Here is a 24,283-nt window from a genome sequence, read left to right as displayed (position 1 = left end):
TAAAATGCCAGAAAGTAAAAAACCAGAATCATACAAGAAAACAGAATTATTACTTTACAATTATAATAGTTTTGTGAAATCAATTGAAATCAAAGAATTTCAAATTAAAGCTATTAAAGAGATTAGCTCAGATAAAGGCGAAAAAGAGATAAGGGATATAGAAAAAAGTATATGTAAAACCAAAAATCTTATTGGAGCCATTGATGCTGCCGTTGAGACGTTAAAAGATGATATGTACTTTGATATTATACGCCTGAGGTATTTTGAAGGAAAAACAATTGAGAATATGGCTGAACATTTTTATGTAGAGCCTTCCACTATTTCAAGAAATAATAATCGATTAATTGAAAAATTAAAAATATGCTTATTTTCTGATGATGTAATTAAGGAAATAATGCAATAATCACGCAAAAAACGCGCAAATTTAGCGCTATGGAGTAATTATATGAAGTGTGGTACGGTAATATTAAGCTTTAATTACATCTGCCATAATGTAATTCTCCTATATTTAGTTAAGAGGACATCTTTGATGAAAAATTGGGGGTGTCCTTAAAACTAAATATTTGGACATAAGAAAAATTATTTATAGGTGGTGAGTTTATGGCAAAAGGCAAGTACAAAGAATGGCTTGAGCCGGATAACTTACTAAGGCTTGAAGCATGGGCGAGAGATGGGTTAACCGATGAACAGATAGCAAGTAATATAGGTATAAATGTAAAAACTCTTTATGATTGGAAAAACAAATACAGTAATATTTGTAATGCTTTAAAAAGAGGTAAAGAAGTTGTTGATATACAAGTTGAAAATGCACTTTACAAAAGAGCAGTAGGGTATTCGTATTTAGAGACGAAAACAGAAAAAGATTTAGACGGAAACGTTAAAACCACTCAAACCATAAAAGAAGTGGCTCCTGATGTAACAGCTCAGATATTTTGGTTAAAGAATAGAAAGCCTTCAGAATGGCGAGACAAGCAGCAGTTAGAGCATAGTGGAACAATAAACAATGATATTGAAATAAATATAGGGGCTGAAGCTTTTGACGATTAAATTACATATTGATCCAGAAGTGTTTAATCCAATTTATTTAAAATATCAGCTTAAAAATAAAAATCGATATCAAATATATTTTGGCGGCAGCTCAAGCGGTAAAAGTTATTCGTTAGCACAAAGAACAGTTTTAGACGTGTTTAACGGTGATAGGAATTACTTAGTTGTTAGAAATGTTCAGAATACAATTAAACGGTCAGTCTTTAATGAAATTACAAAGGCTATATCAAGCTTTAATTTATCGGAATACTTCGATGTTAATAAAACAGATATGATTATTACCTGCAATATTAACAAGAAACAAATATTGTTTTGTGGGCTTGATGATGTTGAAAAGGTAAAGAGTATTACACCTATAGACGGAGTTATAACTGATATATGGGTTGAAGAAGCAACGGAATGCAGCTACAAAGATATTAAACAGCTTGATAAGCGTTTAAGAGGGCGTTCAAAGGTGGTTAAACGCCTTACAATGAGCTTTAATCCTATACTACAAACACATTGGATATATTCAATGTACTTTGATATTTGGGACGATAGCGAGCAATATGTTGAGCACGGCAACCTTTCAATATTAAAGACAACCTATAAGGATAATAAATTCCTGACTGATGATGATATTGCGGCATTAGAAAATGAAACAGATGAATATTATTACAATGTTTATACCCTTGGAAACTGGGGTGTATTGGGTAGTGTTATATTTAAGAATTGGAGTGTCGAAGACTTTGACGAAAGCACATTTGATAATTATAGACATGGTATTGACTGGGGATTTGCAACTGATCCATTCGCGTATATAAAAGCACATTATGACAAAACAAGAAAAAGACTTTATATATGTGGTGAAATATATGCTGCAGGGCTTCTTAATAATGAATCTGCTCCAATGGTAAAGGAAAAGGCAGGAACTGATTTAGTTATTTGTGATAGTGCCGAGCCTAAGAGCGTATCTGAGTATAAAGCATTAAGGGTTAATGCTAAAGGTGCAAAGAAAGGTCCGGGAAGTATCGAGTTTGGAATTAAGTTTTTACAAGGTTTAGAAATAACAATACATCCACGTTGTCAAAATTTTAAGAATGAGATATCAACATACCAATACAAAGAAGATAAAAACGGAAATGTGCTACCAATTCCAATAGATAAGAATAACCACTTGTTAGATGCTCTAAGGTATGCCATGGAAAATGATATGACATATAAACAAGTTACAATACGAAAAAATACATTAATGTAAGGGTGATGAAGTGTTTTACATAGATAAAAATACAGAATTGACAACTGAACACATAATTAAATTTATAGAGGTCTTTAAAACGTCTTATCTGCCACGACTGAAAAAGTTAGAACAATACTATAAGAACGAAAATAACATCAAGCAAAGAACGTTTAAAGATGCCACAAAGCCTAACAATAAAATTGCTCACTCCTGGGGCAATTATATAACCGATTCTATGACTGCCTTTTTTATAGGTGTTCCGGTAAGTTATTCAGGGAATGATAAAGATTTAAAATTGTTACAAGAAATCTTTGACGATAACGATGAACAAGACCTCAATAGTCAACTTGCAAGAGACTGCAGCATTTACGGTGTAGCTTATGAGTTAGCATACTTAGATGAAAATGCAGACTTGCGTTTTACAAAGTTAAGTCCTTTAAATACCATCTGTATTTACGATGATTCCGTTAATAGCAATTTGTTACATGTAATTCGTTTTAATGAAACAACAAATATATTAGACAATAAAACGACCATGACTATTGACTTATATAGTGATTTAAGTATTAAGAGTTATAAGAAGATGGACAGTTGCGCACTTGAGTTCATTAATGAAACACAACATAGTTTTGAATTAGTACCGATATCCATTTTTAAGAATAATGATGATATGCTGGGAGATTTTGAATTAGTCATTGATTTAATAGATTTTTATGACACATTAGAATCTGATATGGCAAATGCATTTGATTATTACAACGATTGCTACATGGTATTTACAGGGGCTACACTACCGGAAGACATACAGACAATGAAAGAAGAAAGATTGTTAGAAATTCCGGAAGGTGGAATAGTTTCGTTCTTGACTAAAAACGCCATGGATACAGAATTAGAAAATGCTAAAAACAGAATTGTTGATGATGTTCATAAGTTTAGCAGAGTACCCAATATGAGTGATGAAAATTTTGCGAATAATGTTTCTGGTGTGGCTATGAGATATAAATTATTAGGACTTGAAAGTGTATGCGCTATTAAAGAACGAAAGTTTAAAAGAGGGCTGCAAAATAGATTATGGCTTATAAGTAATATCTTAAATTTGAAAGTTGGAACAGCATTACAAGATATAGGAATAATCTTCAAAAGAAACATACCTCAAAATGAAAAGGAAATTGCTGATATGGTAAACAGCTTAAGGGGATTGTTGAGCAGTGAAACATTAATTAGTCAATTACCATTTGTAAAAAATGCGAACGAAGAAGTACAGAAGTTAAAAGACGAGCAATCATTAAATAGCTATGCGGGTCTATTTGAACATTTGGAAGTGACTGAAGATGAGCAACAATAAAAACTATTGGCAAGTAAGAATCCAAGATAAGATTTATAACGAACACGTACAAGCCTTGAAACGTCGTTTGACGAAAGTTTATAGACAAGCTGAACAAGACATCAATTCACAATTAACAGACTTGTATTTAGATATATTGGCGTCAGGTGAAAAAGTGATACCTAATATGCTATACCAACAAAATCGCTATAAGAAATTACAAGATTTAATTAATAAGCAAATAATTAAATTAGGTAAGATTGAGGAAAAGGAAATTGCCAATAATTTATTATCAACATATAAGCAAGTACATAAAGAAACCATGGAGCATTTTGGAGCTGATGTTATTTGGTCTCTGTTAGATGAACACACAGCAAAACAAATTGTTTATGCAAATTTTAAAGGTGCTAACTTTTCAAATAGAATATGGGATAACAAAAGTAAGTTAAGAGCACAGTTAGAAAAAAGTGTTATTGACAGTGTAATCGTAGGAAATAGCAAAGATGAAGCAGTGAAAGATATAAGGAGATGTATGGGAGCAGGCTTTAATGATGCTGATAGAATAGTTAGAACTGAGGTTCAAAGAGCCTTAAATGATGGACAAAGACAAGCTTATAAAGACAGAGGATATACGCAAGTCAGATGGCTTACTGGGGATGATGACAGATTATGCGATGAATGCTCTGCAATGGATGGAAAGTTATTTGATATTAACGAGGCTCCAGGAGTAGCTCACCCGAGATGCAGGTGTACGTTTATCCCTGTACTTGATGAAAGTTTATTTAAATAAATATGTCTTTCAAGTGGGGTAGACAATAAAGAACCGTGCTATTAAATTTAAAAATAATTCGGGCGCTCATCAATGGGTGCGTGAAAGGAGATAAAAATGACAAAGGAAATTAATAAAAGATTTATGTTACCATTAAATTTACAACATTTTGCTGACGGTGGCGCAGAAGAAAATAAAAATAATGGCGGTGCTGATGGCGAGCAAGAAATAAAAAAAGAAACAAAAGAGCAAGAACAACAGCAAACGACATTTACCCAAGCTGACATGGATAGAATGATCAGTAAGATGTATGAACAGTTTGAAGCTAAGTTTACTAAGAAACAGGAAGAAGCGGTTAAACTTGCTAATATGAACGCAGAGGAAAAAGCAAAATATCAGTTGGAACAGCAACAGAAACAACTTGAAGATATGCAGAGAAACTTTACAATGCAGCAGAATAAGTCTGAATGTATGAAGATTTTAGCTGAAAGAAATATTGATGTTACACTTGCCGATTTTGTAGTAGCTGAAGATGCTGAAACAATGAAAGCAAATATTGACAAAATAGAAAAAGCATTTAAAAAATCGGTTGAAGAAGAAGTAAACCGTAGATTAAAAAGTACAACTCCTAAGAAAGATGTTACATTACCCAGCGGTGAAATCACAAAAGAAGTATTTAAAAAAATGACATTAAATCAACAACAGGAGTTATACAACACCAACAAAGAACTATATATGCAATTAATAAAATAATAGAAAAGGAAAGGTAAAAATAAATGGCACATACAATTTATGATAACGCAGTAATTGAAAATAAAGTAGCAAATTTTATGGATACAATGTTAGAACTATCACCGTTTTATACACATGACACAAGCTTAACACAAGAAGCAGGAATGACTAAAACAGTTCATAAATATACTGCAACGGGAGCAGTAAGAGATGTTGCACAAGGTGAAGGAAACCAATCTGCAGATGATGTAGGAGTAAGTTTTACACCAGTTGATTACACAGTTAAATATTGTCAAGGCAGATTCCCATACTTTGATGAGGAAGAAATGAAAGACCCCAACTTAGTAAACGTAGGACTTGAAAAAATGTCTGCAAATATGGTTAATGACCTAACATCAAAATTTTATGCGGAATTAGAAGAAACAACTCAGGAAATGGAATACCCTGCATTAGGAATTAGCTTTGATACAGTAGTTGATGCAACGGCAATGTTTGGAGAAAATGAAGAAGGGCTATTCCTTTTAATCAACCCGGCACAAAAGGCACAACTCAGGAAAAATTTGAAAGATGATTTAAAATATATTGAGGGCTTTGTAAGAACCGGATACATAGGAAGTATTAATAATGTTCCTGTTTACACTTCAAAAGCTGTTCCTGTGGATACTGCATTTATGGCAACCAAAGAAGCTGTTACAGTGTTTACTAAAAAGGAAATTGAGACAGAGCAGGAAAGAGATGCAAACCTTAGAAAAAATGTAATATTTAACAGAAGATGCAATGTTGTAGCTCTAACTGATGAAACGAAAGTTGTTAAATTAACTAAGGCAGCATAATTGGGGCAGAAATGCCCCTTAAACGTATTGAATGGGAGGTTTTGAAATGACGCCTTTAGAAAAAATAAAAGCTATATCAGAGTATAAGGATGATGCAAAGATAAGTGTTTATATTGATATGGTAAAAGATGAAATAAAAGATATATGTAAGCTTAATGAATATTCGGAAGAACTTGATAATGTTTTAGTTGAAATGGTAATTGTGAAGCTGAATAAAGCGGGTAACGAAGGACTATCAAGTGTAAATATGGGTGGCGCAAGTGAAAATTATTTAAATGAATATCCTCACAGTATAACAAGTCGATTAAATAAATACACCAAGAGGGTTGTGATGAGATAGTGAGCATTAACAGTAATATGAAACCTTATTTATTAAAAAGGCAATCTAAAATATATGATGATTTGGGAACGCCTATAGATGAATATATTCCTATAAAAACAATAGATATAAGTGTAAATTATGCCACATCCACAAAAATCGAAGATGGTATTTTTTATAAAATAACCGTCCCGGCTGGCATTACAATGTATAAAGAATTTGACATGACAGAACAATATCGTTTAGACGGTAACGGTCACGTATTCAGCATTGAAGGTATTAATCAGGGAGGCAGACGGACCATATTAAGCTTAAAAGAGGTGTATTTATAATGGCAGGTGAAGTATATCTAAACATAAAAGAAGTAGTTGATAAATTGTTACCTGAAGCATTACAACAAGGTCTTGAAGCGGTGGGACAACTAATAGAAAATGAAGCGAAAGCAAATTGCCCTCATGATGATGGTCAGCTTAGAGCAAGTATAACGCATCAAGTATCAGATGAACTAGACAAGGTTTCGATAGGCTCTAACCTGGAATATGCGCCATATATACATCAAGGAACAGGATTATATGCTGCTGAAGGTGATGGAAGAAAAGAAGTTCCATGGAGATATCAGGATGCAAAAGGGGAATGGCATACAACAAAGGGTCAAAAGCCACAACCATTTTTACGGGATGCAATTGATAAAAACATGGATAAGCTTACAAAACCGTTTGAAAATTTATTAAACCGTCAGAATAAGGGTGATTAATTTATGACGAATGCAAAATTTCGAGATATCATAAATCAATACAGAAATATTATTGCCGAAGATGGCGAAGTCGAAGAAAATGAGTTAAAGGAATGGTTAGAACTTGATGAAGACCTACCAGAAGAGCATAAAACTCCTGAAGGTATGAATAAACTTATAAAAGAAATTTTAGGACCTAAAAAAAAGCCTGAAAGAAAACCATATAAAAAATTGGGCAAAGAAGAGGCTGCCGAAAGAATGGCATTGTACAATCAAGGACTTACTGACCGAGAAATCGCAAAGATACAAGGAGTTAAATGTTCAATAATATGCTCATGGAGGAATAATAATAATCTTAAATTTAATGAAAAAATTAATTCCGAAATGATAGCTTTGTATAGCCAAAGGATGATTCTATATAATCAAGGATTTGCAGATAAAGAAATCGCAGAGGTTGAAGGATTAACAGCTGATGGTATTAGAGGATGGAGACGGAGAAACAATCTTAAGCCGAATAAAAAGCCAAGGAGAATAAAATAGCTATGTATGATGTATTGATTCAAATATTGAATAAACTTAACGCAAACACGGCTTTAAAGGCTCTGGTGCAAAAGATATCTGCATTTGGTGTATTTGATGTTAATAATATGTATTATAAAGCGACTAAACTGACAAGTGATGGCGTAAAAGCTCAAATCAGGTTAGAAATGACAGCAATATGTGATAGCTATCAAAACTCAATTAACGCAATTACTGAAACCGAAAAAACATTATTGACAATAGGCGATAATAAACTAACCGGTGATATTTTATCAGTAGTTAGAAATGGCGGCGTAAGTATGAAAAACAACGAAACGCAAACATATCACGAAACAGGAATTTTTATAATAACTTACAAAGAAAGGATTAGATAATATGGCAACTGATAAAGAAAAAATAGTATTAGGTAGTGGGAAATTATATATGTCAGAGTGGGATGGTGAAAATATCCCAGCAGATACAGATTTAGAGATAGAAACAAACTTGTTAGGGCTTATTAAAGGTGGTGCAAGTTTAGCATATACTCCAACGTTTTATGAAGCCAAAGACGATTTAGGATTAAGATCCAAGAAAATATTAACAAACGAAACATCTACTTTGACGAGCGGAATTATGACATGGAACGGAAAAACACTAAACAAGTTAATTGCAACAGGAAAGATAACAGAGGGTTCAGGTAAAAGAACTCTAAAAATCGGTGGTATGGCTAATTATAATGATAAGAAATATGTTATTAGGTTTTTGCATGAAGATGAACAAGACGGAAATATAAGGGTTACGATAATCGGAAGTAACAACACAGGATTTACTCTTGCATTCGCAAAAGAGGGCGAGACGGTAATAAACGCTGAATTTGCTGCAGTACCGCACGATACAACAGGAACTTTAATAATTTATGAAGAAGATATACCAAATATAGAAGATTAATTACTCGTCTAAGAAGGAGAATAAACAAATGATAGATTTAAGAACAATTAGCGCAATTACATTTGATTTAACTTTACCAGATGGAAGAATTTTAAATGTAAAGCAGCCTACAAAAGAACTATACGACAAATTATTAGAAACAGCAAAATTGGCAAAGGCTAACGGTGAAGAAGATACCGCATTTAATATAATATATAACTTTTTAGTAAGGGCATTTAACAGAAATATAAACGATATAACACTTACAAAAGAAGAGCTTGAGGGTATGATTAGTGTTAATGTTGCAATGCATTTGGTTATAGAATTCCAAAAGTGGACAACCAATTCATTAAATAGTTTAAAAAACTAAACTGCCCCTATTATCCTCAAGATAATAAAAAACAGGGGCATAAATACGATGTTTATACATTTGAATACAAACTCATAAGTGAATATACGGGGCTCAACTTTAATGAAATTGATAATTTAGAAGTTGCAGTATATAAACTGTATTTGCATGATGCCTATATTTACAAACTTAGTCAGACAGAAACAGGGCAAGAGTATCTAAATAATGCATGGATATTGGAGCAGACAGAACCAGATAGAGAGAAGCTGAGAGAACATTTTTTAAAAGGAAGTGACTAAATGATAGATTTAGGTACTTTAAAGATAACGATAGATACCGGTGCTAATGATGCCAAAAAGGAACTTACATCATTCGGAGATACTGTCCAGCAACAGGAAAGCAAAATTAATAAAACAATGTCAAATATAGCTAAGGGTGTAGTAGCTGCTTTTAGTGTCAACGCTATTGTTAATTTTGGCAAAAAGGCAGTAGAAGCAAGTGCAAATTTACAAGCAATGGAAGCACAGTTTGACCAAGTATTTAAAGGTGACGAAAATATTAATGCTGTAGAAAGGATTAATGCACAAGTAGAGGATTTAGGAATCAATGCTGACAGACTGACGGATAGCTGGAATAAATTTGGTGGACAAATCAAAGGTGCTGGTATGGAAGGTGAGCAGGCACTTGATGCAGTTGATAAAGCAACGAGATTGGCAGCAGATAGCGCCGCCTTTTATGATAGGTCTTTAGAGGATTCAACTGCATCATTAGCAAGCTTCATGAAAGGAAATTTTGCTGCCGGTGATGCAATAGGCGTATTTACTAACGCAAAACAAATGGATGTTAAAGCCAATGAAATGTATGGCAAGAGTTGGGCGGATTTAACCGAAAGTGAGCGGCAATGGTTATTACTTGATACAGTTGAAAAAACCTACGAAATGAATGGAGCAATGGGACAAGCTTCAAGGGAAGCGGGTGCATATGAAAATGTTATGGGTAACCTAAGAGCAACATTTGAAAGGTTTTATGCTACTATTGGGGAGCCGGTGCTTGAGATATTTTTAGGTGTAGTTCAAAATGTAACAAGTTGGATTGAAAGCAATATGCCTGTAATTGAAACTACCGTAACGGAAATATTTGAAGGAATTAAGTGGGTATGGGAAAATGTATTAAGCCCTGTTTTATCTATACTATTTGATATGCTTACGGGGGTTTTTGGTTTTGTACAAGAAAACTGGCCCACAATATCAATTATATTTAGTACAGTATTTGATGCAATCAAATTCATATGGGACAAGGTTTTATCACCTGTTTTAGATGCAATTCTATCGATATTAAGTAAAATAGTTAAATATATCGGCGATAACTTTCCGAGTGCTCAAGGAGTTGTTGAAAAAACATTTGGAGCAATAGGAACCGCAGTTAAAACATTGACGGATATATTCTGGGGTATTGTAAGTGCAATCCAAGCAGCCATTGAATGGCTAAAGAGTTGGAATAATACAGAAGCTAAAGACAAAAAAACAACGTGGAAGAGCGGCAGGGATTATGACGGCAGCCACGCGAACGGCTTAAGTTATGTACCATTTGACGGGTACATCGCACAGCTACACCAAGGCGAAAGAGTATTGACAGCAGATGAAAATAGAGCTTATCCCGGGGCTAACGAGAAGGGATTTATCTCAATTATTGAAGCGATACAGAGTTTAGAAAGAACATTAATAGATAAAAATATGACGGCTGTTATTGATAAAGATGATTTAACAGATACAGTAATTGATGGTGTAAGAGATAGAACTATAATATACGGAGAAAGTCCGATTTAGATATAGGAGATATTATAATATGAGGGAATTATCAAGTATATGGGAAATAAACGGTCAACCTATTTATGACCCTGATAGTGGTACACATGTCGAAATTGGGAGCATAAAAAATGAATTTAGGACAGACGATGGAATAACACACATTCAATGGATAAGAAAAGAAATTAGAACAGTGAACATAAGGTATGACATGATGACACAGGAAGAAATATCGTTTATGCTTAGCTTGGTACAGGGTAAGGAATATACTTTGACTTATGAAGATCCAATTTTAGGCGTCAACACTATAAATTGCAGAACTCCTGAAAGCATTCAAGATTTTTTCACAAGAGTTTTATATAATGGTGTTTGGAGAAATGTAACTTTTGAGTGTATGGAAAAATAAAAATAGGTGTATAGCGTTTTGTTATACACCTATTTTAGTTCTATATCTTTATAATTAATTTCCGGATTAACCAATTTGTATTCTTTGATTTCGCTAAAGTGATGTTGCTTTTAGTCTTATTTTGTTGTAATATAGTATAAATATTACATGCAGGAGCTGATAAATTGAAAGAGCTAAAAACTCCAGATGAATTAATTACTATAATGAAAAAGAATGGTATAAAATTCAATATAGTTGATGAAGAAAATGCTAAACATTTTTTAGCTGAGCATAATTACTATTTTAAATTATCAGCTTACAGAAAGAATTATGAAAAAAGGATTTATCCTGACGGAAACAATAAATATATTTCGTTAGAATTTGCGTATTTACAAGAACTTTCAACTATAGATATGTATCTAAGATATTTAGTTATAAAAATGTGCTTAGATATTGAACATTCATTAAAAGTAAATCTTGTGAGAAATATTGAAGATAATCCTGATGAAGATGGATACAATATAACTAAAATATTTTTAGATAAATATGATAATATATTACCAGATATAATAAAACATAAATCAAATTCATACTGTGGGGATTTAATAGATGCTTATTCGAAGAAAGATATTCCAATATGGGTGTTAATAGAACTTATCTCCTTTGGAAACTTAGTATTTTTATATAAATTATACGATGACACGTATGGCAGTTTTAGAATATGCCCTTTACTGTTTAGAGTTAAAAATTTAAGGAATGCTGCAGCTCATAGCAATTGTTTAATTAATCAATTATATAAGGATAAATCAGGGATTAAACCTTATGAGAAAATAAGAAAGTTTGCCAAAAATAACACCAAATTTGGAAATACTATGATAGATTCAAAATTGAGTAACAGAATTATAAATGACTTCATTACGACATTGTATGTTTTTGACAATGTTGTAAATAGTGAGAAGATAAAGCTTGCGAGATATACAGAGCTAAGAGAGCTATTTAATGTAAGGATGATGAGAAATAGCGAATATTTCAAAGATAATGAGGCAATAAAGACCGCTTATAATTTCTGCAAAGAAGTCATTGACAATTTATACTCTATCGCATATAATGATAATATCAATTAGAAAAAGTAAAACTTTTTTGTAGGGAATGGGTGTAACTCGTTCCCGATTTTTATTTTTTGAGATGTATTGTTGATTTGTCTCTTATTTCGATAAGTGCAATTTTGCACTTATCTATAGTTGCTTCTGCGCTTCCTGCTCCCTCCTTTCTCTTTCTTCTCTCGCTTCTACCACCCGACGTAAGTCCTTGAAAAAATTCACAAAATGTATAGGCATATCGACCGGGGCGGGCTTGTCCGAATACGTGATTATTATATTTCTTTCTTTTTGTTTGTATTTTTGCATGGTAATCCTCCAAAGTATATATTGTTTTTATTATATACGATTTGAGTTAGCAAGTTTGTTTTATATTGTCGGCTCATTAAATGGTTTTTAGAGAATATAATCCACTTTCTAATATAAAACTCTATGAGTATATTTAGTGAGATCTATTATCGTTTACACATGCGAGAGAAAGTATTTTATTCCTCAAAGTTGAGGGGTAACATTTAAAATGTTCCCCTTGTTAATGAGGCGATACATATGTATTTATTTTTGGCTCGGCAATTTTGCGGAGTCAAATTATTTAATTATATCATTAAAATTTTGTATGTTATGTTATTTTTTACAAATGATGCAAAAAAATATTGACAACTAATGAATGTATATGATAGTATATGAATACAAGAGAAAAACAAGGGAGGTGAATGAAATGGGCTTGGAAAACATGCCTGACATTTTAACAATTAAAGAACTGTGCGAATTTATAAAGGTTAGCGAATCGACAATAAGAAGAGCCATTAATGATGGGAGTCTTAAATCTTTTAAAGCAGGGAAAAATGTTAGGATCGAGAAAGAAAGCGTAATTGAATGGCTAAAGGAAAAATAAAAATGCAGCTCCACCGACCAAAGTAAAAGCTGCATACCTACCGAAAGAGATAGGTTATATTAAAAATACTATAACCTATCTAAAACAAATTATCAAGAAAAAAGATAGGAGAAAATATTATGATTCAGTTACCAAAGTATAAAAAAGAACTAAGACAGGCTATTATTGACGAAGTAAATAGCTGTAAGGATGTAGTTGCATTGCGGGTTATATATAATATAGCAAATTTATTTAGACGTATATATGGAACAAATGAAGAATTTGCAACAACGAGCGAATCGGAACGTGAGAGGTACTATATAATACATTCTATTTTGGGTACAAATGACATGAAATTATTAAAATGTATAAATGCTTTTGCTAACTCGTATTTATTTAAAAGTAAGATGAGGAAGGAGAAAAGTAAAAATGCAAGTTGAGAATAATACTACAGTAGAAACTGATTTAAAAAATGAGATTATACAGAGGATAGAAAAATTAAATTCAAGGCAATTAAAATTAGTATTGATTTACATACTGAATTTACAACCAAAGGAGGAAAACAAATGATTGCAGAAAAGGCAGGATATGATATAAAACGATATGAAGTCAAGGATTTTACAAATGAAGGTCTTAAAAAAATTAGAAAACAGATTATAAAAGTGAATTCTGAAATGGCGATTGATGCATATGAAGAAGTTTATACAGGACAAGAACAGGAATTTATGAGCAATCAAATAGTTAGGCTTAATATCATGGATAAGATTTCACAGATTGATGATATTGATTCTTTAGATAAAATTAGAGACCTTACAGAAAGCTTGGCTAATAAAGATAACGTAGAAGTTGTAAAAAATGCATTCATCTTGCTTGCGGAAACAGCTTTAGATGAATCAAATGGATTTGATGAAAGTAATGTAAGAGCCTTAAAAACAATCCTATCTGTTTTCTGGAATATAATTAAAAAATTAGATTCAGAGGTGCAAGCATGAAAGAAAGAGTTAAAAAAATATTTGACGTATTAATGAACTCAAAAGATATTGAACTCATTTGTTTGGTAGAAGCTTTTATTGCCGGATACAATCAAACTGAAGAATAAAAGATATTAAAAAGCATATATGAATTGTTGTCAAAATGTTGTCTTAAAACAACAATACCCCTTGTAACATAGTAATTGCAAGGGGTTTGTTTTTAATATAGGTATGGTAACATTATGTGGAATTACACCATTATTTAGTTTTGCAAATTTTTTTCGTATCTCTCTTTCATTCTCTTCTGTAAATGTAGTAATCAGAACAGAATTTGAACAAGTAAGAGCTTTTTTCACAAGCAAAGTCGTTTTTCCTGCACCAGCAGAAGCAATTAATAATTTATTATTCATCGTATTGCCTTCTTGATGTATTCCGGATATTTAATACTTTCCTTTGACGAAAAAATCTTCAACGCACACTCCGTTTTATGGTTTTTCATATACTTATGCAAATCATTTTCATCAGGATATTCCATACCAAATATTGAATTAAAAAACACTAAGCTGTTTTCTTTTAACAATAGAGGTTCTAAAGTATTATAGTTGAATGGCTTTTCATCTTTTCCTAGTTTCAGTATTCCTGTATGTTCTACGTTGTCATAACATATGTCTATATTTATTTTTTTATTTACACCTATATAGTTTTTATATTTTTTTTCTAATGATGATATACTTCCATCATTGTCAGTTACGACTCTTACAGGAATATTTAAATGTTCAGCAATTTCTAAAAATCGTAAGAAAGATGTTCCTACAGATATTACTTCAACATTGTCTTCAATGGGAAGTCTCCCGTTATGAGCATCCATGTATGCACGTTGAACTATCAATTCATCAGAATCGCCCTCAACTAATATTGCCTTTTTGCAAAGTATAAGCCGTAAGGTATCATATCCAGATATTTTCTCAAAAAATTCTTTGGATTTTAATTCATTGAAGTGAATTGTCTTTTGCTGACTGAGAAGTATCAAATTATCTAATCCTAATTTATTAGAAACAAAACTACTATGTGTAGATATAATTATTTGCTTATCATCATAATTTGATTTGATACTTTTTAGCAATTGATTTAGTCTAGAATGGCTTATATGACATTCCGGTTCTTCAATAAGAATAACTGAAGAAGATTCGGACTTTTTATTTGATAAGGCTAAATCAATTTTCACCACAGATTGTTCTCCCTTTCCAATAAAATCAAAAGGAATATTATCAAGTTGCGTTATAAGACTACCATCCCAAGTAGAGCGTGCCCCTAAATCTACAGTTAATTCAATTTCTTTACTGCTTAACTTTGATATCCCCGTTATCTTTGAGTTAATATTCGATATTGCAGTGTCATTAGAAAAAGTTTCTTTTATTTTTCTGTAGGCTTGTGCTACCTTTATTTTCTCTTCAGTTTCCAATATATTTTGAATGATCCTTGAAATGTATATATCCGAACCATTTTGAAACTTACTGAATCCAACATCAATAAATGATGATTTGAATGGAATACTTCTAGAAGTCAAATCTCTCCGAGAAAAGGCATACCACTCAACATCATAGTATTCTATCGGTAAACTTGCCAGTTCACCAGCTTTTATTAACGACTCGTATTCCTCACTATATTTTTCATCTAATGCGATTTTTAAAGCAATTCCGCTTGTTCTTGCAGTTCTGCTTTTATCAGTAAATTTGTCACCCTCCAACATTGGAATGCTACCATTCATATATAATTCAATAAGAATATATGGTGCTTCTGGTGCACTTCCTTTATTAACTTCATCTAAATACTTATTGACAACATTATAATTAAATAGATATTGTGTCAAATTTCCTTTTACTGTTCTCCCTCTAAAAATACCACTTAAAGCCATATGAATAGCTTCTAAAATAGTAGATTTTCCTGCTTCATTATTTCCAACAAGAATATTTATTCCCTGTTTTAAACTCAACTCAAAACTTCCCTCTATACATTTGAAATTCTCAATTTTTATCTTTTCTATCACCTGTATATCCCTCTCCTAAAAAATTATATCACATTATCCTATAAATTTAATGCCTTGAACGGTTAAAAATATACTGTTAGAATATATTGAGGTCTTACTCAAGAAGAAAGCAACTTGCCAAATACCTGCAATCTTGAAGTCATCCTTTAACATTTGGCATTTTGTAACCACAAAAAAACAATATCAATATTAACGATGTTATAACCATAATTGTATATCCTTTCCTAATATTTTTCAACATATACTTATGTTTTTAGATAATAATTTACAGGATATTCAAACATCTTACTATCTTATATTTTGTTCTATAAGAGATTAACGCTAAACATGCTTTCATCTTTGCAATGGATTTCTAAATTTTTACTAAACACGAAAATCCGATTAACTTTATTTCTGACGAACTCTTCAACATAAACGTCGTTCTCACAAATCTTTTCACCTAAGACATCTTGAATCCATTTTTCATCTATAGTGGGGGAATCAGAACAGCTTTCTTTACCCTTTTCTATTCTCGTTGCACATCTCCAAACAACTTTACCTCTTTCTGTTCTTCTTCTGTATGAAGCACCGCAGTCTCCACACACAAGAAGATTTCCCAAAAGATATTTACCATTATATTTGCTGGTGCTGGATTCCACTGTGCCATCTTCTTTACAAATCAGCCTTGCACGTTTTGCCATTTCTTCCTGAACCTTATCAAATGTTTCAGCCGTAATAATAGCCGGATGGCTATTAGTTATATAGTAACGCTCTCTTTGACCATCATTCTTACCTTTTTTACCTGTTATAAAATCTTCCGTATACGTCTTTTGCAGTAGAGAATCACCCTTATATTTCTCGTTCTTCAGTATCTTTTGAATAACTGCTGTTGCCCATGTTTCTTGCCCTGTGGCGGTTTTAATCTTATGTTCTTCTAGATACTCTTTTATTTGTTGCAGCGTGCTTCCTTCCAAATATAATTGATAGATTTTTCTTATAATTTCAGCTTCTTCTGAAATGATTATCCATTCATCATTAATATGCTTATACCCCATAGGCATTTTACCGACAAAATCATCGCCTCTTTCAAATTTACGTTTGTATCCCCATTGCACGTTTTCGCTTAAATTCCTGCTCTCCTCCTGTGCTAAAACCCCATTAAACGCAATATCTATTTCTTTTTCTGTTTCAAGTGAATTTAAATTTTCCTTTTCAAAATAGATATTTATACCTCTTGCTTTTAAACTTCGGATAATATTTAGTGTATCTAACACATTCCTGGACAATCTGCTGATAGACTTGGTAATGATATAATCAATTTCACCACGATATGCCTTCTTAAGCATAGAATCCAAGCCATTTCGTTTCTCTTTTCTAAGACCGCTTTCGTAATCATAAAATACACCTGCAAAATCCCATTCTGGATTCGTTTGAATTAACTCAGTATAATATTTAATTTGAGTATCAATGCTACTTTTCTGAGTTTCTCTCTCTGTACTAACCCTGCAATATGCAGCAACCTTTAATTTTCCTCCACTTCTCAAAAAGTTCTTGGCTGGAATAAATATAATTTTCTTCATAAAAATATCCTCCTTGTTATTTTTTAAAAGAAAAAGAACGCAAAAGCAAAATTGCTTTTACGCTCAAGGTTTACTAATTTTTAATTATTAGTAATTTTGATGTTGCAACAGGACTACAACTTCTGTATGCGGAGTCATAGGAAACATATCCACACACTGCACCTTCTCCACCCTATACCCATTATTCAAAAACACCGGCAAGTCCTTCTCCAAAGATGTCGGTTTGCAGGAAATGTAAATAAAAGTCTCCGGCTTATAATTAATTATTTTATCTATAGCCTTCGGGTGAATGCCCTCTCGCGGTGGATCTAAAACTATTATATCCGGTTTGTCGTTGAGTTCGTCTATCTTTTTCAGAACGTCTCCTGCTATGAAGGTGCAGTTTGTCAGGTTGTTCAGTTTGGCATTTTCGTTGGCTTTTTCAACTGCTTCTTCCACTAATTCTATGCCTATAATCTTTTTGGCTGTTGGGGCTAATATCTGTCCGATGGTTCCTGTTCCGGAGTATAGGTCAAATATGGTTTTATCCTTTGTTGTTCCGATGAAATCTCTGACTATGGAGTAGAGTTTTTCTGCTCCGAGGGAGTTTGTTTGGAAAAATGAGAAGGAAGATATATTGAATTTTAAGCCTAAGAGCTCTTCTTCTATTTTATCTTCTCCGTAGAGAATTTTCATTGTATCTGCTCTTGCTACGTCAGCGACACCGTCGAAGATGGAATGGGCGATACATTTGACTGTTCCTTTGAGTTCTATGTTTAGTATGAGGTCAACAAACTCCTTTTCATTTAAGGTGCTCTGGCTTGTAGTAATCAGGTTAATCAATATCTGTCCTGTTTTTTCTGCCTTTCTTACCAAAAGGTATCTTAAAAATCCAATGTTTGTTCTTTTGTGGTAGTAGGGTTGACTATTTCCTTGGAAATAGCCCAAAATCTTACATAATATTTGTCGAAAGTCTTCATCTACGATTGAACAACCACTAACATTGACGATGCTGTGAAAGCTGTTTCTTTTATGCATACCTAATGTAAGGGGTCCTTCTTTTACTTCATCGCCGAATGAGAACTCCATTTTATTTCTGTATTCTGTTTTTTTGGGGCTTGGTACAATCGGCAGAAATTCATAGGGTTCTGACAGGATGCCGTTTAATATACCCTTGACCTGGTTTTCTTTCATGGTAAGCTGCTTTTCGTAGGGGATGTTCTGATATGAGCAGCCGCCGCAAAATGAAAAATGGTCGCATCCCGGCTTTATTTCGTATGGTGCCGGTTCTATAACCTCAACAACCTTGGCTTCTGCGCTGTCCTTTCTGGATCTGCTTATCCTTGCCCTGACCTTTTGCCCTGTAATTGCATTTTTGATTTTTATTCTTTTTCCTTCATAGGTTGTTTTGCCTATGTTAGGAAAATTCATATCTTCAATTGTTACTTCTATAATGTCGTTCTTTTTCATTATTTCTCCTTAGTATTGGTTGATGCATAATATCAAAAGATGAGATCCCTCGTTGCACTCGGGATGACGAGACGACGTTCGCTATTGTTCACCTGTCGTTTTAATACTCTACTTCCTCTGGTGCTTGTGATAGATCATCCATCATTAATGTATCATCTGCACCGGTTTCCTTTGCTAATTTCTCCAAGCTCATTTTATAATATTTCGCGTGTCCGGTTGCTGCAATGCTTCCGTCCTCTAATATTATTTCACCTGTTCCTTCGAATAAAAGGCGGGTATTTCGGGTTGTCCTTGCAATGCATTTAATCGGTTTATCTATGGGAACCGGCTTTTTATACTTGATGTTAAGCTCGACTGTTACACCCCATGCATCCGGCTCTTCTATCATGATTGCTCTTCCTATAATCTCGTCTAAAACCGAGGAAATAACACCTCCGTGAACTCTGTCGGGATAGCTTTGATGGGTGGGTGTTGGTGTTGAAACAGACATCAGCTCACCGTTTTCCAATTCATAAAACTTAGTATGTAAAGATTCTTTGTTGTCCGTTCCGCAAACGAAGCAGTACTTGCTTATTTTTTGTTTGTTTTTTACTTTGTATTTCATATTTTACCCCCTTTGTTATTTATCAAAAAAAGACGACCATAGGTTGTAGTCGTCATGTTTTTACAGTTGTAATAATCGTTCGGTCATTTCTTTAATTGCTAAAACTACTTCCCTGCTGGGTCTTAAGTTTGAATAATCACCTACATAATGTATGAGTCCGTAGGCCGGAAAATTTTGTCCTATCAATAAGTCTGCCGGAGCAGGCACGGGAATCATTCCCATGTGCTGAGCAAAAATGTTTATTGCGTTTAAGCACATATCTCCTCCTCCTTCGGCATTGCCCGCCGTGGTATAGGCAAAAGTTTTTTTGCCCCAGAACTTTGCATCGGTCCAATAAGGTGAAAACGAATCCATAAAGCTTTTCATTGCTCCCGATACATTGCCGTAATACGTTGGAGAGCCGAATATAATAATGTCGCTGCCCAAAAGCTTTTCTGCTGACGCTTCTTCGATTTTTAATATTTTATCTTTATATTGACCTGCAATATTAAACTGCCTTGCAAGCTCACTGTAATTCGGGTCATTTACTCTTAATATTTGTACTTCTGCGTTATGTTTCGTAAATTCATCGAAGAATTCCTTTGCCATTATGTAGCTGTTTCCACATACGCTGTGAAAGACGATTGAAACTTTTTTGTTCATTAATTTTTACTCCTTACGTTGCACCTTTTCAAATAGTCATTGTCTTCTGCAAACAAACAGCTTAAATAATCCTCAACCTCTACTGCGGTTTCCATATTTAACGTCTTATTAGCTATTTGCTCCATTTCATTTTTATATAAATTCCTGATTATATATCTTGAACTTAATATCGACGGTGAGTTCATGCTGAATTCATCAAGACCCATACCTAAAAATATAGGGATAAGCTTTGGATCACCTGCTGCTTCTCCGCACATTCCAACCCATATACCTGCATTGTGTGCATTATCTATTATGCCCTTTATTAATCTTAAAAGTGCAGGATGATATTGGCTGTACAAATGAGACAGCTTTGAGTTCATTCTGTCCACTGCCAATGTATACTGAATTAAATCATTGGTTCCTATGCTGAAAAAATCAACTTCCTTAGCCAACAAGTCGGAAATAATTGCTGCCGAAGGTATTTCTATCATTATTCCTATTTCAATATCATCTTTGAAAGAAATTCCTTCATTCCTGAGATCTTCTTTAGATTTTTCAAAAATTTTCTTTGCGTCTCTCAGTTCCTTCATTGTAGAAATCATAGGAAACATAATCTTTACGTTTCCATAAACGCTTGCTCTTAAAATTGCTCTTAACTGTGTTCTGAACACTTCAACATTTCCAAGACACAATCTTATGGCTCTGTACCCTAAAAAGGGATTCATTTCCTTCGGGATATCAAAATAAGGAACATTTTTATCTCCGCCTATATCAAGTGTCCTTATAATAACGGGCTTATCTCCCATTTTCTGCAATACTTCTTTATATTCTTCAAATTGTTCGTCTTCTGTAGGCTGACAGCTTCTGTTCATAAAAATAAATTCACTTCTGAACAAGCCGATACCTTCGGCATCATTTTCTAAAACAGAGTCAACGTCATGAGGTGTACCTATATTAGCTGCCAGAGATACCTCAAAGTTATCTTTTGTAATTGAAGGCAGACCAATTTGTTTTTTCAGTTCGATGTTTAGTTTTTCTAATTTATCTTTTTTCTGTTGGTAATAGAATAATTGTTTTTCGTTAGGGTTGACTATTACCTTTCCTGTCTTACCGTCACAAATAACAATGTCATCGTCCTTAATTTTATCAATTATATTATCTATACCGATTACCGTGGGAATACCCATAATTCTTGCTATTATGGCTGCGTGTGAGGTTTTACCTCCGATTTCGGTTATCATTGCTTCAATTTTCCCTTTTTCAAATTGAGCCGTATCTGACGGTGTCAAATCCTTTGCCACAATTATAGCGTTGTTATGTATCTTTGAATAATCCGTATCCTTAATGCCAAGCAACGATTTCAGTACTCTTGACATTACGTCCTTTATATCTTCAGATCTTTCTCTTAAATAATCATCTTCTATGTTTTCAAATAATCGAATATAATAGTTTGATACTTCGTTAAAGGCATACTCGGCATTTACCGCTTCGCTCTTTATTTTATTTTCCACTTCCGATATAAAAGTATCATCTTCAAGCATCATTTCATGAGATTTGAAGATTTGAGCTTCTTTTTCGCCTATATCATTAAGAGTTTTTAAGTACAATTCATTCAATTGATTCTTACCGTCTTCCATTGCATTTCTCAGACGATTTATTTCATTTTGGATATCATCAACATAAACTTTATTTATATCCATCGGCTTTTTTTCAATTATAAAAGCTTTGCCGATCCCGATACCCTGTGAAACTCCTAATCCTTTCATACTCTCACTACCTTTCTGCTTAAAATCATCTTTTGCACCGCAATAAATGTAGGATGCAATTAATTGCACTACAATATTATAGTATTAATTACAGTCTATTGTCAACGAAAATATTGCAATTTCAACATTTATTTATGGTAATGTTTTCATTTAACATTTGTATTTCAATCGTTGAGGCTATGGTATATAATATAAATAATAAAAAAATAAGATTTCTCACTGCGTTCGAAATGACAAAAACCAAGGGGAAATTCTTCGATACTCTCAGAATGACAGAAATGGCATTGGGAATGACAAAATGGCGTTGAAAACTACAGGGGCAATGAGGATAAACAGTAAAGGAGTTCATATGAAAGCTGTTCGGGTCAGAGATTTAGTGTTAGGTACCGGTATACCTAAAATATGTGTACCCATCGTTAGCACAGAAAAAAACAAAATATTAAATGAAATTGAACAACTGAATAAAACTGAGCACGATTTAATTGAATTAAGAATTGATTTCTTTGAGTATTACTCTGATATAAATTCAATCATAGAGCTTCTGAAGGAAATACGTAAAATATATTTTAAGCCGATTATCTTTACCTTCAGGACAAAAGACGAAGGCGGTATGAATTTCATAGATGAGGATGAGTATTTTAAAATAAACAATTATGTGGCAGAATCTGAATTAGTGGATTTAATTGACATTGAACTTCTTAAATCAGAAAATAAAATAACGGAATTTATAAAAGCAGCTCGCAAAAATAACACAAAGGTTATACTGTCTAACCATGATTTTTATAAAACTCCGGGTAAAGAGGAAATATTAAATCGGATGCTAAAGATGCAGCTTCTTGGGGCGGATATTTCAAAGATAGCAGTAATGCCTAAGTCGGAAAATGATGTTTTGACTTTATTGTCTGTCAGCTTGGAAATGAAAATTCTGAAAGCAGACAGACCGTTTATTGCCTTGTCCATGGGTTCTTTAGGCACCATAACAAGGGTGTCTTCCGAATTTCTTGGTTCTTGTATTACCTATGCGTCATTGAATAATAATTCCGCACCGGGGCAGCTGAGTGTTGATGATACAAGGGAGATTATGAGGATATTACATAATAATTAACCATAACCTTCGACAGCCAAGAGTTTATTACTGATTTATAAAGGATGCAACTATGATGATGCATCCTTTAATTTTTATTTAAACTATTGTATCATTCAATCATTTGATCTTATATACTGTTCTAATATCCCAACATATGATAACATTGTATCTTTCAATACATATTCATTTTCCTTATGGTAATTTACACCTTGAGGTCCATAAAGTATCGTTGGTATTGATAATTCATTGAAAAGTAAATTTCCGTCACTTACACTCCGGTTTATTTTAAATTCCGGCACAATATTATTGGTTTTGTGTATAATATTTAATAGATTGTTCAAATAGACCGTATCTGTATTTATTTTATATGATGGGTAAAAAGGAATCTCTTTAGTAATTGTCAATTCTCCTTTTCCAACGTATTTTTCATATAAATAATGTATATTTTTAATAAACTCATCTATATTTTCATCAGAATTTAACTGTTTATTTAAATATGACGTACATTCTTCAGGAATGCTGAGGCTGTATCCTTCATACTTGCTAAAAACTCTCAGAATACACAACGAACCTATTTTGTTGTTTTTATAAAGAGGCATGTATTCATTGTTCAGAGCATTTATAAGCGAAGCCATACAGTCTATTGCATTTATTCCGGATTCGGGTGTAGCTGCATGTCCCGTTACGCCCTTTATTTCCAGTTTAAGTAATGCCTTACCTGTGGAACCGATAACTATATTATCATAATGCGGTTCTGCCAAAATTGCAAAATCCGCTGAATCTTCAGCCTTCTTTCCGTTAACATAAGCATGCGCTCCAATTGAATGTCTTTCTTCATCTGCCAAACCTATAAATTCAATTTCTCCTGAAAAATCCAAATTACTGTCAAATAGTTTTTTCAATACGGTAATCTGAGCAGCTATTCCGCCTTTCATATCACAGGCACCTAATCCATATAAAAAGTTACCCTCTTCTTTCAAACAATACGGGTCTGATTTCCAGCGATCATTAGGCGTAACAGTATCTATATGACCTCCTAACAGCAATTTTTTACCTTTCCTTTTTCCTCTTGCTGTTGCAATGACATTATAGCTTTTCCCTGATATATGCTGTAATTTCACTTGCATCCCCATATCTTCCAGCCACGAACATAAAAAATCAGCTATATTCTCTTCATTCTGCGATTCACTTGGAATGGAAACCAGTCTTCTCAACAAATTTATGCAATATTCATTATAATACATTTG

Annotated in this window: 31 protein-coding genes; 22 read left to right on the top strand and 9 right to left on the bottom strand. The window is 33.2% G+C overall.

The window, feature by feature from the left end:
- Positions 1-4: 4 nt before the first annotated feature.
- The 17 genes from HZF24_RS04550 (at position 5) to HZF24_RS04470 (ending at position 12,085) form a co-directional block, all read left to right on the top strand.
- A complete protein-coding gene (locus HZF24_RS04550) occupies positions 5-403 on the top strand; it encodes a sigma-70 family RNA polymerase sigma factor (RefSeq protein WP_179237085.1) in 399 nt (132 codons plus the stop codon).
- 197 nt (positions 404-600) lie between these two features.
- Positions 601-1,047 carry a helix-turn-helix domain-containing protein gene (locus tag HZF24_RS04545; protein WP_179237084.1) on the top strand — a complete coding sequence of 149 codons (447 nt, stop codon included), beginning with the start codon at positions 601-603 and terminating at the stop codon, positions 1,045-1,047.
- Positions 1,037-2,284, top strand: a complete 1,248-nt coding sequence (locus HZF24_RS04540; protein WP_179237083.1) for a PBSX family phage terminase large subunit — start codon at positions 1,037-1,039, stop codon at positions 2,282-2,284. The genes HZF24_RS04545 and HZF24_RS04540 overlap by 11 nt, the downstream gene beginning before the upstream one ends.
- Before the next feature lie 10 nt (positions 2,285-2,294).
- Positions 2,295-3,611 carry a phage portal protein gene (locus tag HZF24_RS04535; RefSeq protein ID WP_179237082.1) on the top strand — a complete coding sequence of 439 codons (1,317 nt, stop codon included), beginning with the start codon at positions 2,295-2,297 and terminating at the stop codon, positions 3,609-3,611.
- The gene (locus tag HZF24_RS04530; protein WP_179237081.1) at positions 3,598-4,380 is read left to right on the top strand and encodes a minor capsid protein; all 783 of its coding nucleotides are present in this window, start codon (positions 3,598-3,600) and stop codon (positions 4,378-4,380) included. Before HZF24_RS04535 ends, HZF24_RS04530 begins: the two co-directional genes overlap by 14 nt.
- Before the next feature lie 96 nt (positions 4,381-4,476).
- Positions 4,477-5,112 carry a DUF4355 domain-containing protein gene (locus HZF24_RS04525; RefSeq protein WP_179237080.1) on the top strand — a complete coding sequence of 212 codons (636 nt, stop codon included), beginning with the start codon at positions 4,477-4,479 and terminating at the stop codon, positions 5,110-5,112.
- A gap of 23 nt (positions 5,113-5,135) precedes the next feature.
- Positions 5,136-5,924, top strand: coding sequence for a hypothetical protein (locus HZF24_RS04520; protein WP_179237079.1), 789 nt, complete (start codon positions 5,136-5,138; stop codon positions 5,922-5,924).
- Between the two features lie 46 nt (positions 5,925-5,970).
- Entirely contained in the window at positions 5,971-6,264 is a 294-nt protein-coding gene (locus tag HZF24_RS04515) for a phage head-tail connector protein (protein ID WP_179237078.1), read from the top strand.
- A 17-nt stretch (positions 6,265-6,281) separates the two neighbouring features.
- Entirely contained in the window at positions 6,282-6,575 is a 294-nt protein-coding gene (locus tag HZF24_RS04510) for a hypothetical protein (protein ID WP_179237077.1), read from the top strand.
- Positions 6,575-6,997, top strand: a complete 423-nt coding sequence (locus tag HZF24_RS04505) for an HK97-gp10 family putative phage morphogenesis protein (protein ID WP_179237076.1) — start codon at positions 6,575-6,577, stop codon at positions 6,995-6,997. Before HZF24_RS04510 ends, HZF24_RS04505 begins: the two co-directional genes overlap by 1 nt.
- 3 nt (positions 6,998-7,000) lie before the next feature.
- Complete coding sequence (locus HZF24_RS04500) at positions 7,001-7,516, top strand: hypothetical protein (protein ID WP_179237075.1); 516 nt, start codon at positions 7,001-7,003, stop codon at positions 7,514-7,516.
- A 2-nt stretch (positions 7,517-7,518) separates the two neighbouring features.
- Positions 7,519-7,890: a hypothetical protein gene (locus HZF24_RS04495; protein WP_179237074.1), complete on the top strand. Its 372-nt coding sequence runs from the start codon at positions 7,519-7,521 to the stop codon at positions 7,888-7,890.
- Between the two features lies 1 nt (position 7,891).
- Positions 7,892-8,443: a hypothetical protein gene (locus HZF24_RS04490; RefSeq protein WP_179237073.1), complete on the top strand. Its 552-nt coding sequence runs from the start codon at positions 7,892-7,894 to the stop codon at positions 8,441-8,443.
- 28 nt (positions 8,444-8,471) lie between these two features.
- Positions 8,472-8,792 carry a hypothetical protein gene (locus tag HZF24_RS04485; protein WP_179237072.1) on the top strand — a complete coding sequence of 107 codons (321 nt, stop codon included), beginning with the start codon at positions 8,472-8,474 and terminating at the stop codon, positions 8,790-8,792.
- 278 nt (positions 8,793-9,070) lie between these two features.
- On the top strand, positions 9,071-10,597 hold the full coding sequence (locus HZF24_RS04480; RefSeq protein WP_179237071.1) for a hypothetical protein: 1,527 nt from the start codon (positions 9,071-9,073) through the stop codon (positions 10,595-10,597).
- Positions 10,598-10,616: 19 nt separating this feature from the next.
- The gene (locus HZF24_RS04475) at positions 10,617-10,982 is read left to right on the top strand and encodes a hypothetical protein (protein ID WP_179237070.1); all 366 of its coding nucleotides are present in this window, start codon (positions 10,617-10,619) and stop codon (positions 10,980-10,982) included.
- Between the two features lie 164 nt (positions 10,983-11,146).
- The gene (locus HZF24_RS04470) at positions 11,147-12,085 is read left to right on the top strand and encodes an Abi family protein (protein ID WP_179237069.1); all 939 of its coding nucleotides are present in this window, start codon (positions 11,147-11,149) and stop codon (positions 12,083-12,085) included.
- 49 nt (positions 12,086-12,134) lie between these two features.
- On the opposite strand, the gene HZF24_RS04465 is transcribed toward HZF24_RS04470, so the two are convergent.
- Positions 12,135-12,380, bottom strand: coding sequence for a hypothetical protein (locus tag HZF24_RS04465; protein WP_179237068.1), 246 nt, complete (start codon positions 12,378-12,380; stop codon positions 12,135-12,137).
- 348 nt (positions 12,381-12,728) lie between these two features.
- Here HZF24_RS04465 and HZF24_RS04460 point away from each other — a divergent pair, with 348 nt between their 5' ends.
- The 4 genes from HZF24_RS04460 (at position 12,729) to HZF24_RS04445 (ending at position 13,921) form a co-directional block, all read left to right on the top strand.
- Complete coding sequence (locus tag HZF24_RS04460; protein ID WP_179237067.1) at positions 12,729-12,950, top strand: helix-turn-helix domain-containing protein; 222 nt, start codon at positions 12,729-12,731, stop codon at positions 12,948-12,950.
- Positions 12,951-13,069: 119 nt separating this feature from the next.
- Positions 13,070-13,369: a hypothetical protein gene (locus tag HZF24_RS04455; protein WP_179237066.1), complete on the top strand. Its 300-nt coding sequence runs from the start codon at positions 13,070-13,072 to the stop codon at positions 13,367-13,369.
- Positions 13,359-13,499: a hypothetical protein gene (locus HZF24_RS04450; RefSeq protein ID WP_179237065.1), complete on the top strand. Its 141-nt coding sequence runs from the start codon at positions 13,359-13,361 to the stop codon at positions 13,497-13,499. Before HZF24_RS04455 ends, HZF24_RS04450 begins: the two co-directional genes overlap by 11 nt.
- Positions 13,496-13,921: a hypothetical protein gene (locus tag HZF24_RS04445; RefSeq protein WP_179237064.1), complete on the top strand. Its 426-nt coding sequence runs from the start codon at positions 13,496-13,498 to the stop codon at positions 13,919-13,921. Before HZF24_RS04450 ends, HZF24_RS04445 begins: the two co-directional genes overlap by 4 nt.
- Positions 13,922-14,058: 137 nt before the next feature.
- On the opposite strand, the gene HZF24_RS04440 is transcribed toward HZF24_RS04445, so the two are convergent.
- The 7 genes from HZF24_RS04440 to ptsP all read right to left on the bottom strand — a co-directional run bounded on the left by HZF24_RS04440 (position 14,059) and on the right by ptsP (position 21,949).
- On the bottom strand, positions 14,059-14,310 hold the full coding sequence (locus HZF24_RS04440) for a UvrD-helicase domain-containing protein (RefSeq protein ID WP_179237063.1): 252 nt from the start codon (positions 14,308-14,310) through the stop codon (positions 14,059-14,061).
- Positions 14,307-15,947, bottom strand: coding sequence for an ATP-dependent nuclease (locus HZF24_RS04435; RefSeq protein WP_179237062.1), 1,641 nt, complete (start codon positions 15,945-15,947; stop codon positions 14,307-14,309). The genes HZF24_RS04440 and HZF24_RS04435 overlap by 4 nt, the downstream gene beginning before the upstream one ends.
- 305 nt (positions 15,948-16,252) lie before the next feature.
- On the bottom strand, positions 16,253-17,506 hold the full coding sequence (locus HZF24_RS04430; RefSeq protein ID WP_179237061.1) for a recombinase family protein: 1,254 nt from the start codon (positions 17,504-17,506) through the stop codon (positions 16,253-16,255).
- A gap of 87 nt (positions 17,507-17,593) precedes the next feature.
- Positions 17,594-18,955: a 23S rRNA (uracil(1939)-C(5))-methyltransferase RlmD gene (gene rlmD / locus HZF24_RS04425; protein ID WP_179237060.1), complete on the bottom strand. Its 1,362-nt coding sequence runs from the start codon at positions 18,953-18,955 to the stop codon at positions 17,594-17,596.
- A gap of 100 nt (positions 18,956-19,055) precedes the next feature.
- Entirely contained in the window at positions 19,056-19,559 is a 504-nt protein-coding gene (locus HZF24_RS04420) for a PaaI family thioesterase (protein ID WP_179237059.1), read from the bottom strand.
- A 60-nt stretch (positions 19,560-19,619) separates the two neighbouring features.
- A complete protein-coding gene (locus tag HZF24_RS04415) occupies positions 19,620-20,201 on the bottom strand; it encodes a flavodoxin family protein (RefSeq protein ID WP_179237058.1) in 582 nt (193 codons plus the stop codon).
- On the bottom strand, positions 20,201-21,949 hold the full coding sequence (gene ptsP / locus HZF24_RS04410) for a phosphoenolpyruvate--protein phosphotransferase (RefSeq protein WP_179237057.1): 1,749 nt from the start codon (positions 21,947-21,949) through the stop codon (positions 20,201-20,203). Before ptsP ends, HZF24_RS04415 begins: the two co-directional genes overlap by 1 nt.
- A gap of 349 nt (positions 21,950-22,298) precedes the next feature.
- Between ptsP and aroD the strand changes: the two genes are divergently transcribed.
- A complete protein-coding gene (gene aroD, locus HZF24_RS04405; protein WP_179237056.1) occupies positions 22,299-23,054 on the top strand; it encodes a type I 3-dehydroquinate dehydratase in 756 nt (251 codons plus the stop codon).
- Positions 23,055-23,149: 95 nt separating this feature from the next.
- On the opposite strand, the gene HZF24_RS04400 is transcribed toward aroD, so the two are convergent.
- A complete protein-coding gene (locus HZF24_RS04400; RefSeq protein ID WP_179237055.1) occupies positions 23,150-24,280 on the bottom strand; it encodes a M20 family metallopeptidase in 1,131 nt (376 codons plus the stop codon).
- Between the last annotated feature and the right edge of the window lie 3 nt (positions 24,281-24,283).

It is taken from the genome of Sedimentibacter hydroxybenzoicus DSM 7310, assembly GCF_013403245.1.
GTDB lineage: Bacteria > Bacillota > Clostridia > Tissierellales > Sedimentibacteraceae > Sedimentibacter > Sedimentibacter hydroxybenzoicus.
This window is presented reverse-complemented; position numbering and strand designations above follow the sequence as displayed.

What these genes read in the sequence shown, in the direction of transcription:
- HZF24_RS04550 (WP_179237085.1), top strand. Translation starts at nt 5, where the DNA reads ATGCCAGAAAGTAAAAAACCAGAATCATACAAGAAAACAGAATTATTA.
- HZF24_RS04545 (WP_179237084.1), top strand. Translation starts at nt 601, where the DNA reads ATGGCAAAAGGCAAGTACAAAGAATGGCTTGAGCCGGATAACTTACTA.
- HZF24_RS04530 (WP_179237081.1), top strand. Translation starts at nt 3,598, where the DNA reads ATGAGCAACAATAAAAACTATTGGCAAGTAAGAATCCAAGATAAGATT.
- HZF24_RS04525 (WP_179237080.1), top strand. Translation starts at nt 4,477, where the DNA reads ATGACAAAGGAAATTAATAAAAGATTTATGTTACCATTAAATTTACAA.
- HZF24_RS04520 (WP_179237079.1), top strand. Translation starts at nt 5,136, where the DNA reads ATGGCACATACAATTTATGATAACGCAGTAATTGAAAATAAAGTAGCA.
- HZF24_RS04515 (WP_179237078.1), top strand. Translation starts at nt 5,971, where the DNA reads ATGACGCCTTTAGAAAAAATAAAAGCTATATCAGAGTATAAGGATGAT.
- HZF24_RS04510 (WP_179237077.1), top strand. Translation starts at nt 6,282, where the DNA reads ATGAAACCTTATTTATTAAAAAGGCAATCTAAAATATATGATGATTTG.
- HZF24_RS04505 (WP_179237076.1), top strand. Translation starts at nt 6,575, where the DNA reads ATGGCAGGTGAAGTATATCTAAACATAAAAGAAGTAGTTGATAAATTG.
- HZF24_RS04500 (WP_179237075.1), top strand. Translation starts at nt 7,001, where the DNA reads ATGACGAATGCAAAATTTCGAGATATCATAAATCAATACAGAAATATT.
- HZF24_RS04495 (WP_179237074.1), top strand. Translation starts at nt 7,519, where the DNA reads ATGTATGATGTATTGATTCAAATATTGAATAAACTTAACGCAAACACG.
- HZF24_RS04490 (WP_179237073.1), top strand. Translation starts at nt 7,892, where the DNA reads ATGGCAACTGATAAAGAAAAAATAGTATTAGGTAGTGGGAAATTATAT.
- HZF24_RS04485 (WP_179237072.1), top strand. Translation starts at nt 8,472, where the DNA reads ATGATAGATTTAAGAACAATTAGCGCAATTACATTTGATTTAACTTTA.
- HZF24_RS04480 (WP_179237071.1), top strand. Translation starts at nt 9,071, where the DNA reads ATGATAGATTTAGGTACTTTAAAGATAACGATAGATACCGGTGCTAAT.
- HZF24_RS04475 (WP_179237070.1), top strand. Translation starts at nt 10,617, where the DNA reads ATGAGGGAATTATCAAGTATATGGGAAATAAACGGTCAACCTATTTAT.
- HZF24_RS04460 (WP_179237067.1), top strand. Translation starts at nt 12,729, where the DNA reads ATGATAGTATATGAATACAAGAGAAAAACAAGGGAGGTGAATGAAATG.
- HZF24_RS04455 (WP_179237066.1), top strand. Translation starts at nt 13,070, where the DNA reads ATGATTCAGTTACCAAAGTATAAAAAAGAACTAAGACAGGCTATTATT.
- HZF24_RS04450 (WP_179237065.1), top strand. Translation starts at nt 13,359, where the DNA reads ATGCAAGTTGAGAATAATACTACAGTAGAAACTGATTTAAAAAATGAG.
- HZF24_RS04445 (WP_179237064.1), top strand. Translation starts at nt 13,496, where the DNA reads ATGATTGCAGAAAAGGCAGGATATGATATAAAACGATATGAAGTCAAG.
- HZF24_RS04440 (WP_179237063.1), bottom strand. Translation starts at nt 14,310, where the DNA reads ATGAATAATAAATTATTAATTGCTTCTGCTGGTGCAGGAAAAACGACT.
- HZF24_RS04430 (WP_179237061.1), bottom strand. Translation starts at nt 17,506, where the DNA reads ATGAAGAAAATTATATTTATTCCAGCCAAGAACTTTTTGAGAAGTGGA.
- rlmD (WP_179237060.1), bottom strand. Translation starts at nt 18,955, where the DNA reads ATGAAAAAGAACGACATTATAGAAGTAACAATTGAAGATATGAATTTT.
- HZF24_RS04420 (WP_179237059.1), bottom strand. Translation starts at nt 19,559, where the DNA reads ATGAAATACAAAGTAAAAAACAAACAAAAAATAAGCAAGTACTGCTTC.
- HZF24_RS04415 (WP_179237058.1), bottom strand. Translation starts at nt 20,201, where the DNA reads ATGAACAAAAAAGTTTCAATCGTCTTTCACAGCGTATGTGGAAACAGC.
- ptsP (WP_179237057.1), bottom strand. Translation starts at nt 21,949, where the DNA reads ATGAAAGGATTAGGAGTTTCACAGGGTATCGGGATCGGCAAAGCTTTT.
- aroD (WP_179237056.1), top strand. Translation starts at nt 22,299, where the DNA reads ATGAAAGCTGTTCGGGTCAGAGATTTAGTGTTAGGTACCGGTATACCT.
- HZF24_RS04400 (WP_179237055.1), bottom strand. Translation starts at nt 24,280, where the DNA reads ATGTATTATAATGAATATTGCATAAATTTGTTGAGAAGACTGGTTTCC.